This is a genomic window from Nocardioides houyundeii (genome assembly GCF_002865585.1).
Lineage (GTDB): Bacteria > Actinomycetota > Actinomycetes > Propionibacteriales > Nocardioidaceae > Nocardioides > Nocardioides houyundeii.
This window is the reverse complement of sequence record NZ_CP025581.1, coordinates 1,827,049-1,839,994: the sequence shown is the minus strand read 5'-3', so window position 1 is coordinate 1,839,994 and position 12,946 is coordinate 1,827,049. Positions and strand designations below refer to the sequence as shown.

Annotated in this window: 13 protein-coding genes and 1 pseudogene; 3 read left to right on the top strand and 11 right to left on the bottom strand. The window is 69.4% G+C overall.

All coding sequences use genetic code 11. The features are described 5' to 3' along the window. Window positions 1-3 precede the first annotated feature (3 nt). The 10 genes and pseudogenes from C0R66_RS08840 to C0R66_RS08795 all read right to left on the bottom strand — a co-directional run bounded on the left by C0R66_RS08840 (window position 4) and on the right by C0R66_RS08795 (window position 7,617). Window positions 4-909 carry an ATP-grasp domain-containing protein gene (locus C0R66_RS08840; protein ID WP_101526143.1) on the bottom strand — a complete coding sequence of 302 codons (906 nt, stop codon included), beginning with the start codon at window positions 907-909 and terminating at the stop codon, window positions 4-6. Further along, window positions 906-1,598, bottom strand: coding sequence for an urea transporter (locus C0R66_RS08835; RefSeq protein ID WP_158647971.1), 693 nt, complete (start codon window positions 1,596-1,598; stop codon window positions 906-908). Before C0R66_RS08835 ends, C0R66_RS08840 begins: the two co-directional genes overlap by 4 nt. Window positions 1,599-1,677: 79 nt before the next feature. Further along, window positions 1,678-1,836 (bottom strand): annotated as a pseudogene (locus C0R66_RS20260) (urea transporter); the annotation flags it as partial. A 37-nt stretch (window positions 1,837-1,873) separates the two neighbouring features. After that, the gene (locus C0R66_RS08825) at window positions 1,874-2,857 is read right to left on the bottom strand and encodes an urease accessory protein UreD (RefSeq protein ID WP_101524386.1); all 984 of its coding nucleotides are present in this window, start codon (window positions 2,855-2,857) and stop codon (window positions 1,874-1,876) included. Then, window positions 2,854-3,489 (bottom strand): urease accessory protein UreG, encoded by a 636-nt coding sequence (ureG, locus tag C0R66_RS08820; RefSeq protein ID WP_101524385.1) that lies wholly within the window; start codon window positions 3,487-3,489, stop codon window positions 2,854-2,856. Before ureG ends, C0R66_RS08825 begins: the two co-directional genes overlap by 4 nt. 78 nt (window positions 3,490-3,567) lie before the next feature. Continuing rightward, window positions 3,568-4,263 (bottom strand): urease accessory protein UreF, encoded by a 696-nt coding sequence (locus C0R66_RS08815; protein WP_199286867.1) that lies wholly within the window; start codon window positions 4,261-4,263, stop codon window positions 3,568-3,570. Beyond that, window positions 4,260-5,984 carry an urease subunit alpha gene (gene ureC, locus C0R66_RS08810; protein ID WP_101524384.1) on the bottom strand — a complete coding sequence of 575 codons (1,725 nt, stop codon included), beginning with the start codon at window positions 5,982-5,984 and terminating at the stop codon, window positions 4,260-4,262. Before ureC ends, C0R66_RS08815 begins: the two co-directional genes overlap by 4 nt. Next, window positions 5,984-6,424 (bottom strand): urease subunit beta, encoded by a 441-nt coding sequence (locus C0R66_RS08805; RefSeq protein WP_101524383.1) that lies wholly within the window; start codon window positions 6,422-6,424, stop codon window positions 5,984-5,986. The genes ureC and C0R66_RS08805 overlap by 1 nt, the downstream gene beginning before the upstream one ends. A 36-nt stretch (window positions 6,425-6,460) precedes the next feature. Beyond that, window positions 6,461-7,315, bottom strand: a complete 855-nt coding sequence (locus C0R66_RS08800) for a sirohydrochlorin chelatase (RefSeq protein WP_158647970.1) — start codon at window positions 7,313-7,315, stop codon at window positions 6,461-6,463. Then, window positions 7,312-7,617, bottom strand: a complete 306-nt coding sequence (locus tag C0R66_RS08795; protein WP_101526141.1) for an urease subunit gamma — start codon at window positions 7,615-7,617, stop codon at window positions 7,312-7,314. Before C0R66_RS08795 ends, C0R66_RS08800 begins: the two co-directional genes overlap by 4 nt. A gap of 301 nt (window positions 7,618-7,918) precedes the next feature. Here C0R66_RS08795 and C0R66_RS08790 point away from each other — a divergent pair, with 301 nt between their 5' ends. From C0R66_RS08790 to C0R66_RS08780, 3 genes are all read left to right on the top strand, one after another. Further along, a complete protein-coding gene (locus tag C0R66_RS08790; protein WP_199286866.1) occupies window positions 7,919-8,374 on the top strand; it encodes a fluoride efflux transporter FluC in 456 nt (151 codons plus the stop codon). Then, window positions 8,371-8,748 (top strand): fluoride efflux transporter FluC, encoded by a 378-nt coding sequence (locus C0R66_RS08785; protein WP_101524381.1) that lies wholly within the window; start codon window positions 8,371-8,373, stop codon window positions 8,746-8,748. Before C0R66_RS08790 ends, C0R66_RS08785 begins: the two co-directional genes overlap by 4 nt. 95 nt (window positions 8,749-8,843) lie before the next feature. Then, entirely contained in the window at window positions 8,844-12,290 is a 3,447-nt protein-coding gene (locus C0R66_RS08780; RefSeq protein WP_241901655.1) for an FUSC family protein, read from the top strand. A 66-nt stretch (window positions 12,291-12,356) separates the two neighbouring features. Here the strand turns inward: C0R66_RS08780 and C0R66_RS08775 are convergent, their stop codons facing one another. Then, window positions 12,357-12,857: a DUF1269 domain-containing protein gene (locus tag C0R66_RS08775; RefSeq protein ID WP_101524379.1), complete on the bottom strand. Its 501-nt coding sequence runs from the start codon at window positions 12,855-12,857 to the stop codon at window positions 12,357-12,359. Between the last annotated feature and the right edge of the window lie 89 nt (window positions 12,858-12,946).

The following is a 12,946-nucleotide window of genomic DNA, read 5'->3' as shown; positions in this document are numbered from 1 at the left end:
GGGTCACCCGGGCCACTCGTGGAGGACGGCGTCCAGCAGCTCGGGGGCGTCGGCGGAGACGGCGCCGAACCTGCTGTTGACCTCGAGGACCACCGGCGTGCCGTCGCCGAGCCGGCGCACGTCCATGTCGACCGGACCCACGAGGTCGAGCGCCTGCACCACGCGCGCGGACAGCTCAGCCACGTCCTTCGCCGCATCCTGGGGCAGACGGGTCACCGCCGTGGCGTTGCCCACCCGTCCCTGCTTGCGCCCGCTCTTCTCCAGCACCACCACGACGCAGCGACCGGTGACGGGCGAGCGGTAGACCTGGGGGCTGTACTCGGCTCCGGGCGCGAAGAGCTGGACCACCCACGAGGCGTCCAGCTCTGCCCAGACCGGGTCGCCCGCACGCTCCACGACGTGCACGCCGCGCCCGCCGCGCCCCTGTCGCGGCTTGACGACCACCGGGCCTCCTGCCCAGGAGAGCGCCTCGGCCGAGCTGGCGAACTCGTCGGCCCCGGCGTACCGCGGTACTGGCACTCCGCGGTGGTCCAGCGCCCACATGGTCAGCAGCTTGTCTGCGGCAACGGCCGTCGGGGCCGCGTCCGAGAGCACCAGGCGGCGTCCCAGACCCACAGCACCTCCCAGCACGGCCAGCCCCGGAAGCTCCTCGGAGACGGTCGGGATGATCAGGTCCGGCTCGTGACGGGCCACCAGCTCCAGCAGCGTCCGCTCGTACGCCGCGTCGCGGGCCGCCGGCACGACTTCCATGGAGTCGATGCCCAGCACCTCTTTCGGCGCCAGGTCGACGCCGAGGACCCTGAGCTGTGAGCGCTCCGAGTGGGCGGCGAGCTGAACGCCCAGCGCGCGGCCCGCGGGCCCCGCGGCGCCGGTGACCAGCAGGGTGCGGGTCCCGCGGTCCCGGGTCACGTCCGGCTCAGAGCCGGGATGCGCGAACCGACGACCAGCAGCACCCAGGTGGTGAGGATGTAGGGCCAGGTGTAGTGCGGGAACGAGGTGGCGTCGTTCATCAGCAGGGTGACGACCGCGGTGATCACCGTCCCGACGGCCGCATAGCACCAGGAGGCGACGCTGCTGTGGTGGAAGACCACTGCGAGTGCGATGGCCGTGAGCACCCCGGCGTAGCCGGCCAGCCCCTCCTCGATCGTGTTCGTTGACTCGCCCAGGGCCAGGGCGCTCGCGCTGCCGATGACACTGCCCATCACGGCCGCCAGGCCGACGCGCCAGGAGGCGATGAACAGGCCGATCAGAATCAGCAGCCCGCTCAGGGCGCTGTTGACCAGCACCACCTCGGAGACGTTGGCCAGGACCGAGCGCGCCAAGGCGTCGCCCGCCCCGTCGGTGACGTGCTTGGTGGAGCCCTCGACGTGCAGGTTCCAGGACACGGCATACAGGATGGAGGCGACGGTGCAGAAGGGCGCCGTGGTGGACGGGAGGTTGAACCCCCTCAGCGCCGGCAGGGCCAGCAGCCAACCGAAGAACGCCGTCACGGGCGCGCACAGCAGCGCCCCGACCACCGTGAGCACGTACGACCAGGCCTGCCCACCCAGCGCTGCGTAGACCGCAGCGCCGACCAGGCACCCGTTGAACCCCTGCATGCCCAGCGCCACCCCTCGGGGGGACCCGCATCAGGCACCCGGCGAGGGTCGAGAGGATGGTCCCCACGGCCGCCAGGATCGCCATCCTCGGGTCCCCCACCGCGAAGGCCGCGAGGATGAGCAGGCCCGTCCACGGGTTCGCCTGGAAGAAGATCTGGGAGACGCCGTGACACAGCGAACGCCAGGTCACCGCGCGGAGGTCGGCGGAAAGGTCGGGTGACGTCTTCGACGCGTGCATCTCGTCTCCTAGGTCGGGGGCCTCGAGCCCCGGTCGGTCAGGACTTCCGGATGAGCGGAGCCTCGGTCCCTGTCAGCCGCCGCCGGAGAGCTCGCCACGCGGCGGTGTTGGCCCGGCCGACACCCATGACGTCGTCACCCACCATGCGCACCCAGACCCCGGCGTCAGCGGGGAGGGCGCTGACCCCGATGTCCACCGAGTCGCCGAAGTCCGGCAGCAGGACCGAGTGCAGGAGGTCGTTGAGCTCCTGGGCGGGCGCGTCGGGCGTCAGGACGTAGAGCATCGACAGCACGTCCCGGTCACCCATGACCGCCAGTCCCCCCGTGTCGCCGGCGCTGGGAGAGATCCGCACCCGGTCCAGGGCGAGGATCTGGCCGGATGGACGGCGGACCTCGAAGTCGCTCGCCAGGACGGTGTACTGGTGCCGCTCGCCCCGACCGAGCCTGCCAGCCACCACCGTCTCCCCCGCGATCAGCGTCGCGGACTCGGCCAGCTCCACCCGGGTGCGCTGGTACAACCGGGACTGGCCAAAGGCGATCAGCGGATCGGGCAGGTACTCCACGTAGGCCCCGGCCCGCAGGTCGAGACTCATCTGGGCCACCGCGTAGTCGTGCTCCATCTTGAGCACCTTGGTGTAGGCCGAGGTCGTGACGTAGGACGAGGTCCCCTCGCCGAACGTGAGGTCGCTGCGCAGACGGTCGCCCTGCATGATCCCCGCGCCGGTCGACATCAAGTAGGTGTAGGGCATGTCGGGCCGCAGCGGGTCGTAGTAGAGCGGACGCATGATCTGCAACGGCGACTTCTGGTAGTGCCCCACCAGCTCCGTGCCGTCCCCGCGACGGCCGAACTCCAGCTCCAGCAGTCCGATCTTCCCGGGGCTGCCGGTCGGCAGCGTGTCGGGGACCCCGTTGTGACGCGCCACGTCGAGCGGCACCCAACCGGGTTCGTAGTGCTCGGGCGACAGCCGGGGACCGCCGTACTGGTGCTCGACAGCCTGAAGGGACGTCGCGACCGCGCTCATGTCAGCAGCGCACCCATGCGCTCGTTCCAGATCGACAGGATCTGTGCTTGGAGCTGGTCGATGCCCAATCCGGTCAGGGAGTTCGTCAGGATGACCGGCTTCCCGTCGCGGACCCGGTGGGCGTCGGACTCCATGACGCCGAGATCGGTGCGCACGTACTGGGCGATGTCGACCTTGTTGATCACCAGGATGTCGGACTCGGTGATCCCCGGGCCCCGCTTACGGGGCATCTTCTCCCCCTCGGCGGTGTCCAGCACGAAGACGAAGACGTCGGCCAGGATGGGCGAGAAGGTCAGGGTGAGGTTGTCGCCTCCCGACTCGTAGAGCAGCGTGTCGACCTCGGGGAACCTCTCCAGCATCTCGGCTCCCGCCGCGAGGTTCATGGTCGGGTCGTCCCGCACTGCGGTGTGCGGACAGGCTCCCGTCTCCACCCCCACCACCCGCTCCGGGTCGAGCACTCCGGCCAGCTCCCGACGTACGTGCTGGGCGTCCTCCTGGGTGTAGATGTCGTTGGTGATCACAGCCGGCTCACGGCCTGCCGCGATGAGCCTGGGCACCAGCGCCTCCGTGAGCGCGGTCTTGCCGGACCCCACCGGGCCGCCGATGCCGATCCTCAGGACGTTCTCCGTCATGCCAACCCCTCGTGTGCTCGTGTCTGGACGTTCTCTTCAGGTCACCGGGCCGGTGGCCCGGTGCTGGGGCCGCGGACCTCAGCTGGCGAACAGCCGGGCGGGCGCCCGCTCGTGCTGCGCCGACATCACGTCCGCCATGGGCACGAAGCCGCCGAGGTCGCTCAAGGGTCGCTCGATCGCCGCACGTGCCGCGTCCTCGATGACCGGCGCCGCTGCGTGGAGGAGCACCTGCAGGTGCCTGTGGTCGGTGAGGCGCAGCCGGAGGGCAGCGCCCAGGAAGCTGACGGCGAAGGCCGACATGTCCGAGACGACCGCCTGCTCCGCGTCCACCCCGGCTGTCGCGTAGGCCACTGCTGCCGCCACCGGCTGGCAGCCCGGCGTCTCCTTGGCTGCCACCCGCCGAGCCCATTCCTGGAGCTGTTCGCCGCCGAACGCCTCCCGGGTGACGTCCGTGAGCTGGTGACCGCTGCGGACCGAGGCCTTGCGCATCTCGCTGTTCAGCTTGGCGGCGAACAGCATCTGGTCCACCAGCGTGACCTGCGACCAGTCTCCGGCCCGGACCGCCTCGTGCGCCCGGGCCAGCGCCGTCGCATCCCCGGGTCCCACCGAGTGCAGCAGCAGACCGTGCAGCAGGTCGCCGAGACCTTCGCGGTCGACCCGGCCCAGCTGGGCGAAGCCCTCGAGACTGTGCGACATCGTGTAGAAGCCGCTGGGGAACGCCGAGTCGGAGAGCTGCAGGCTCGCCAGCAGGCTGGTGCTGGTGGACGCGCTCACGTGAGGAAGAACAGCTGGGTCATGGGCAGGCTCTCCGCCGGCTCGATGTGCGCCGGCTGCCCGTCGAAGGTGACCTTGTAGGTCTCCGGGTCGACGTCGATCTCGGGCGTACGGTCGTTCAGCACCATGTGCTCCTTGCCGATGCTGCGACACCGCTTGACGGGCAGCACCTGGCTCTCCAGACCGAGCTTCTCCGGGACTCCGGCGTCGATGGCCGCCTGCGACATGAAGGTCACCCGGGTGCTCTGCAGGGCTCGGCCGAACATCCCGAACATCGGCCGGTAGAAGACCGGCTGCGGCGTGGGCAGCGAGGCGTTCGGGTCCCCCATCAACGCCCAGTTGATGACGCCACCCTTGATGACCATCTTGGGCTTGGCTCCGAACGACCCCACCGGCCAGAGCACGATGTCGGCGATCTTCCCGTCCTCCAGGGACCCGACGTAGTCCGAGACCCCCTGGGTGATGGCCGGGTTGATGGTGACCTTCGCGAGGTAGCGGAGGACTCGGAAGTTGTCATTGCCCTCCGCATCCTCGGGCAGCTTTCCCCGCTTGTCCTTGCAGTGGTGGGCGATCTGGAACGCCCGCATGAAGCTCTCGCCGATCCGGCCCATCGCCTGGGAGTCTGAGGAGACCATGGACAGCACGCCCTCGTCGTGCAGGACCGTCTCCGCCGAGATCGTCTCGGCGCGCACCCGGGAGTCCGCGAACGAGACGTCCTCGGGCACGTCGTGGGAGAGGTGGTGGCAGACCATGACCATGTCGAGGAGCTCGTCCACCGAGTTGACGGTGTAGGGCAACGTCGGGTTGGTCGAGGACGGCAGGACGTTCGGGTAGCCGGCGGCCTTCATGATGTCCGGTGCGTGACCGCCTCCGGCACCCTCGGTGTGGTAGGTGTGGATCGTCCGGCCGTCGATGGCCGACATCGTGTCCTCCACGTAGCCGGCCTCGTTGAGGCTGTCGGTGTGCACCGAGATCTGGATGTCGTAGTCGTCCGCGACCGTCAGGGCGCAGCTCAGGGCAGCCGGGGTGGTGCCGTAGTCCTCGTGGACCTTGAGAGAGGAGGCCCCGGCCTCGATCTGCTCGATGAGAGGCCCGGGAAGCGAGCCGTTGCCCTTGCCGTGGAAGCCCATGTTGACCGGGACGTCCTCGGCCGCCTCGAGCAGACGCTGGATGTACCAGGCACCCGGCGTCGTGGTGACGCCGTTGGTGCCGTCGGTGGGACCGGTCCCGCCCCCGAAGAGCGTGGTGATGCCGTTGGAGAGCGCGGCGTAGGCCTGCTGGGGAGAGATGTAGTGGACGTGGCTGTCGAAGCCTCCGGCGGTGGCGATGAGGTGCTCGCCTGCGAGCAGCTCGGTGCCCGGCCCGACCACGAGCCGCGGGTCGACGTTCCGCTGCAGGTGCGGGTTCCCCGACTTCCCGATCCCGACGATCTTTCCGTCCTTGACCCCGATGTCGCCCTTGAGCACCCCCAGGACCGGATCCAGGACGATGGCGTTGGTGATCACCAGGTCCAGGCCTCCCCGGGCCCCTGAGGACTCCGGGTCCGCAGCCATTCCGTCACGGGCGGTCTTGCCGCCGCCGTAGACGACCTCGTCGCCGTAGTTGCCTTCGTTGAAGTCCTTCTCGATCTCGATGACCAGGTTGGAGTCGGCCAGCTGCACCTTGTCCCCGACGGTCGGGCCGAACAGGTCGGTGTACTGCCTGCGGGAGATGATGGCCATCAGCTGTTCCCCTTCTGTGTCTTGCTGGCGCTGCCGCTTCGCGAGGCCTTGCCGCCGCCCTGGGTGGGCTTGCCGTTCTGGAAGCCGCGCTCGACCATCCGGGTCATGGCACGGCTCCGGGTGTGCGGCGCGTCCAGCCCGCCGTCCACGAGGTTGTTGAAGCCGATCACCCGGCGGGTACCGGCGTACGCGGTGAGGGTCACCTCCCGGGTGTCCCCCGGCTCGATCCGCACGCCGGTGCCGGCGGGGATGTCCAGATGCATCCCGTAGGCAAGCTCGCGCTCGAAGAGGAGTGCTCGGTTCACCTCGAAGAAGTGGAAGTGGGAGCCGATCTGGATGCCCCGGTCGCCGGTGTTGGTCACGCTCAGCGTGACGGTGGCTCGTCCGGCGTTGATCTCGATGTCGGCATCGTGGTGGTCGTACTTCGGGCTTCCTAGCATCGTGCTACCTCCAGAGGGGCTTGGGCGCTGGGCGGGTCATCGGGGGGCAGGCACAGGCGCGGACGGGTGCGGGTGCGGATGCCCGGGTGCGTGAGCGTGTGGGTGGTGCTGGGCGTGCGCCGGCGCGCCTCCCACGTCGTGCGAGTGCGCGTAGCCGTGGCCGTGGTCGGCCGACAGGCCTTGGGCGATGCCGTCGTCTCCGTGCTCGGCCCGGTGCCGGGCCTGCGACAACCGCTGCGCGAAGACGCGGCCGGCTGCCTGTGCAGAAAGGAGCGGTCCGTAGGAGGTCACTCCGGGCGCGTCGGACTCGGGCCAGCGGTCGAATCCCGCAGGGACCACCACGACCTCCTGCAGGCCGAGCAGGCGACATCGGCGCAAGGTCTCCTCCGCGTCGCCCCCCTCGCCCGTGCAGGCCACCTCGACCTGCGTGCCGGCGCCATGGGCCCGGACCAGGTGGGCCAGGCGGTGCAGCTCGGCGTCGTCGAACGGGTTGCCCGCAGGGGCGGCCACCACCACGCCCGCCTCGGGACGGCTCATCGAGGTCTCGCGGACCGCGCGGCGAAGGTGTGCGACCAGGTGGTCGGGGGTGCCGAAGGCATCACACAGCAGCAGCCGTCCTGGTTGGACCGTGGTGGCAAGCCAGTGCAGCGACTTGGCGCTCTCCGCGACCAGCACCGGGTCGCGGCCCCAGGTCATCGGGAGCACCGCCACCATCGCGTCGGTGGCGTCGAGCAGGCTGGTGACCTGGTGGTGCAGGGACCGACGGGTCGAGACGACGACGTGGGCCGGCACGACCACGGCGAGGCCCAGGAGGTCCCGAGACTCACCGCCCTCGTGGCCGGTGACCAACACCAGGGAGGGCGGGCCGGACGACGCAGATGAACGTGTCATGCCGCCACTGGGTCATGACACGACACCAGCTTGCTCCCGTCCGGGAAGGTCGCCTCCACCTGCAGGAGCGCCAGGCGCTGCCGCACGCCGTCCATGCAGTCCCCCACCGCCACGACGTGCTTGCCCAGCTCCATGCACTCCGCGACCGACTTGCCGTCGCGCGCGGCCTCGAGAATGGCCTCGCTGATCAGCGCCTGAGCCTCCGAGACGTTCAGCTTGGTGCCTCGATCTCGACGCCTTCTGGCAATTTCGGCAACTTGGTAGATGTAGAGCTTCTCTATCTCTCGAGGAGTGAGATCCATGATTTGGGGCCTTTCCCGAACTCGCAGCATGAACCCCCGGCGACAAAGCCGGGTCGTCTCCCCACCATACGCATGACATCGATTGGCGCAACCCCGAAGATATTCACAGAACGCGACGTTGCTGAATCCGCAGCAGGGTACGTTGAGACAATTCGTGGCAACGTCGCCAATTTCCCTTGATAATCGATTAGCCGTGAATTGACCAGGGTCTAGTGACCCTCTTGGACCGGGACCTTTCGGCCCCCCGCGGGAGCCGAGGGGCTCTGGTGGGCGGCTCGCCGGCCGCCATACGGTCACAGTCATGAGTGCAGCCGAGGACCACCACGGGCCCAGCTACCTGCACCTCGCCTCGATCGCTCTGGTCGTGGCAGGAGGGCTCGTCGGCGTCGCAGCCCGCGAAGGACTCTCCTTGGCCGTGCCCGACCTCGACGACGTGCCCGTGGTGATCCCCCTGGTCAACCTGATCGGCGCTTTCGTGCTCGGCCTGCTCTACGAGGCCCTCTCCCGCACCAAGCCGGATCCGGGCACCACGGGTCACCTGAAGCTGGTCCTCGGCACGGGCTTCTGCGGGGGGTTGACCACCTACAGCTCGCTCGCCACCGACACAGCCGTGCTCCTGGACGACTCCAGGATCGGGGTCGGAGCCTTGTACTGCCTGGGCACCGTGCTGCTGGGCGCGGGAGCCACCTTCCTCGGCATCGTGGTGGCCAGCGCCGCGACTCGCTCTCGGGCACACCGAGACGGAGCGACGTCGTGAGCCCCGGCCTGTTCATCCTCCTGGTCCTGGCCGGCGGCGTCGGCGCGGGAGTGCGGTTCGTCGTGGACGGGGCCATCCGCTCCAGGATCAAGACCCAGTTCCCCTGGCCGACAGCCCTGATCAACATGTCAGGGTCCCTGGTCCTGGGAGGCATCACCGGCCTGGTGGCCGGGGACCTAGCCTCGACCGCGGTCAGCGCCGTGCTCGGCACCGGCTTCCTCGGTGGGTACACCACCTTCAGCACCGCGAGCTACGAGACCGTGGACCTCGTCCGCGCGAGGCACTACGCGGTTGCAGCCCTCTACGGATTCGGCGTGCTGGCCGCCTCTGTGGCACTGGCATACCTGGGTTATTCCTGGGGAGTTGATGCTTAGGCCCATGGCGTGAGTCTCGGGCGCCTATTCCTGCGCTTTTGTCGAATGCGAGCCGCATTGCAGCTGCTAACTGAGGGAGACGGGCTTTGGAGACCGTGTGGCTGGCATTAGGCGTGCTTGTTCTCGGCGCAACTCTGCTCGATGTCTTCCTGACCGCCCTGAACTATGACGAGGCGGGGTTCCTGGCCAGCCGGGTGTCCACGGTGCAGTGGCGCCTGCTGCGCAACGTGACGAGGCGCCTGCCTCGGAGATGGCGTCCAGTGGGGCTTCGCCAGGTCACGGGTCTCCAGATCGTGGTCGTGGTGCTGGTCTGGCTTCTGGGCACCATCCTCGGATACGCCCTCCTCTACTTCGCCCAGATGTCCCGGTCCTCGTTCTCGGTCTCGGGCCGAGGCGCAGGCCTGGACTTCTTCGACGCCACGTACTTCAGTGCCGCACAGCTGGCGACCGTGGGCGGCTCGGCCCTCACCGCTGAGACCGACGCGCTGCGGTTCCTGAGCATCGTGGAGTCCCTGACCGGTGTTCTCCTCCTCTCCCTGATCCTGACCTTCCTGCTCGGCGTCTACGACGTCGTGGGGAACCTCAACGCACTCTGTCGTCAGTTCTCCGCAGCCGAGCGCGGGGCCGGGACGGCGCTGGCGAGCCTGACCCCGTGGTTCAGGGACGGGCAGGTGAACGGGCTCGACGGGCACCTCGACGGCATCGCCGACGCGTTCGCCGCCTACACGGACGGCCTGCGCCTGCACCACTCGGCCTACTACTTCCAGAGCGGCCAGGACCAGTTCGCCCTCCCCTACGCCCTGCGGATGATGGGTGGAACTCTGAGCACCCTCCGGTGGGGGCTGCCCTCGGGCCATCCGGGCGCCACCCAGCCGACACTTGGTCCCTTGACCTTCCAGTTCCTGGAGTTCGCCGACTACCTGCAGAGCCGGGTGCGCTGGTCCGACGTCGATGTTCCGGAGGTCGTCTCGCGCGACTCCTTCACGGCACACCTGAGCGGCAGCCGCGTGGACCGGCCCGATGGCTGGGTCCGTGCCTTCATCGAGCTCGAGCACGCGCTCCAGGGACTCGCCGGGGCCGACCCGCTGGCCGACGTCGAGGACGCCTACCAGCGCTACACCGCCTGGCTGCCCTTCACGTATCGCGCCCAGCAGGTCACTCTCGCGGTCAGCGCCGACCTCGACTACCAGCCGGTGATCGTCGCCGCCGGTCCCGTCTCGATGCTGGGGGAACGGGATCCCGTGGTCCTGGAGAGCGTGGAGGAGGTCCCCGAGGCGGCCCGCTGGACGGGGCGATCCACTCACCCCTCCGCCGCGGGTCCGCGCGACTGGACGCGTCTGGTGGTAGGACGATCGGGCGCAGTCGATCCGGGGCACGCGCGCGCTCGCACCGCGGGCAGGGCGGTGCTGGCCGCGTCTGCGGCCTTCGTGTCGCTCCACCTGGTCTTCGACGCGCTGGGGGAACAAGCAGTCCCACCCGCGATCTTCGGCGGCTTCGTGGCCATGCTCGCAGCCGGGATCGCCGTCGACCGGACACTCCATGACCGCAAGCTCACCAGCGTCCTGATGGTCCTCCCCGTCGGTGCGGTGGTGCTCCTGGGCGCTCTGGTGTCCGGCTCCGCCCTGGCCGGTGATGTCCTGCTGGTGCTGGTGGCGTGCGTCGGCGTCGGGGCCAGTCGGTTCGGCGCGCGGTGGGGGGCCCTGGGGCGGGTCACGTTCATGGCCTACTACTTCGCACTGCTCATGCGGCTGGACCTGAACGACGTCCCCTGGTTCGCGGCCGCGGCCCTGGTCGGCATGGCCTGGGCGTTCGTGTGCAGCTACGTGCTGCTCCCGGACCGCCACGACCACCAGCTGCGCATCGGCATCCACTCCCTGACGGAGGAGATGGTCGCCACCGTGGACACCCTCGTGGACGCGGTCTCCTGGGCTCGCTGGGACCCCGAGACGCGACGGAGAGTCTCGCTCGACACCCGTCGGGTGCACCGAGCAGCGGCCTTCGTGGCTGGCCAGCTGGCCGGCGAGGTGGAGGCCACAGGCCTGGACCCGGCGCACGGCGGCGGCCTGAGGTTGCGAGTCTTCGACGCAGAGCTGGCCACGGTCACTCTCAAGGACGCGGTCCGCGACGTCACTGGCACGGCACTGCCGCTGGAGCTGCGTGGTCGACTCGCAGGGCGTCTGGAGCTCCTTCGCTCGCACCTCCAGCTCGCGCTCGCCAACCAGACCCCCCAAAAGTCCCCAGCAGACCAGCGGAACGCCAGCCCACCGACGCCGATCCCGCACTGGGACGCCGCGCCCGCCCCGGAGCACTGGCCGCGCACCGCCCGGCGGCTGGTCCGCGCCATCGACGACGTCCACCAGAACGCGACCGTGCTGCTGGACTGGGATGCCGAGCACGGCGCACTTCAGCCCCTGGACCCCTATGACCCGGAGGACGAGGCGGCACTGCGCGGCCTGTCCATGCCTGTTCCATCGGCCGCTTCCGCAGCGGGCGCCACCGGGGATGGCTCCGATGCCACGCCGGAGACCGGACGGGTGCAGCCAGCCGAACGCCGCGCCGTGCAGGCCGCCGTCTCGACCGCGCTGGCGCTCGCCGTGGGCTCAGCCATCTCCGGCACCCACCAGTACTGGGCCTCACTGGCGGCCTTCCAGGTCCTCGGCACCACCGACGGTGAGACCTTCGTCAACGGGGTCAAGCGCATCCTCGGCACGGTCGCGGGAGCCGCCGTCGGGTTCGGGATCGCCATCGCCACGGACGCCCCGTCCGAAGTGATGATCCCGGTCCTGGCCGTCGCGGTCTTCGGCTCGGTCTACTACCGTCCGGTGGCCAACGGCATCTCCACGTTCTGGACGACGTTGATCTTCGCCGGCATCTACGAGTTCCTTGGACGCCTGACCACCCTGGCCCTGGAGATCCGCATCCTGGAGACCCTGCTCGGTGCGTTGATCGCGCTGCTGGTCGCGTGGAAGCTCCTTCCCACCCGCACCCGCAGCAAGCTCAACCAGGAGATGGGGACCCTGGTCAAGGACGTCCAAGTCGTCGTGGCCGGCAGCCTGGAGCGAGCCTCAGGGCGTGAGGAGATCTCGCCCGGAGCCCTGCAGCAGGGCCTGCTGGCCCTGGACGGCAAGGTCCGGGCGATCACCGCGGCCTCGGCCCCGCTCAGGCGCACCACGGGGACCCTGGAGGACGGTGGCATCGAGTCGCAGCTGACGGCTGTGTGGTCTCTGACCTACTCGGCTCGACAGCTGGCCGGCGCCGTGCAACGGGCCGTCGAGGACGGGCTGGACACCACCGGCCCTGACTGGGAGGGACTGCGCCGCCGGCTGGACCAGCACCTGGCGGCGCTGTTCACGGCCGTCTCCGGCCGGGTGCCGGGCGAGGTCGTTGACGACGACCTGGAGCCCGGCGACGAGGACACCGCCCCCGGCGTCCTCGACATCCTGGAGCGGGTGGACCACATCGATCGCACCGTGCTGGCGCTGCTGAGCTACGTCTCGCCAGACCCCAGCGACGACGATCGAGGATCGTCGAGACGGAGCTGAGGAAATGGTTCGGGACCCGGCCATCTGGCCGGGTCCCGAGACCGTCGCGTGCTGGACGAAGGACCCTCAGGCGTCCTCCTCCTGGAGCATCTTGCGCAGGTTCTCCTCGTCCTTGGCCGACAGGTTGGTCTCGATGAGCTCCCCGTGGATGCCCTCCTCGCGCAGCGCCTCGTGCACCCGGTCGATGACCACGTCAGAGGTGAGCACGAACAACGCGGAAGTCCCGGGCGTCACCTTGGCGCGCACGTCCTTGATGAAGTCGTCACTGATCCCGATGTCGGTCAGCCCCCCGATCAGCGCACCCGAGGCGGCGCCGACCACCAGGCCGATCAGGGGGATGAAGAAGATGATCCCGAAGAGCAGACCCCAGAACATGCCACCGAGGATCCCGGGAGCGAGCAGGTCGTTGGCCTGACGCGTCCTGGGCTTCTTCTTCCCCTCCGGCCACGACACGGTCGCTGCGTCGAGCACCTGCACCAGCTCCTGGCGTTGCAGGCTGATGAGGGCATCCTCGGCTCGCTTCGCGCCTTCGGGATTGTCGAACTTCCACACTGTCAGAGTTGCCACGTCGTGCTCCTACATCGTCGTCGGGTCGCAGGCCAAGCCCGGCACGGTGGGCGTGCCCGGCGCGCTCGACGCTAGGGCGGCGGGAACCA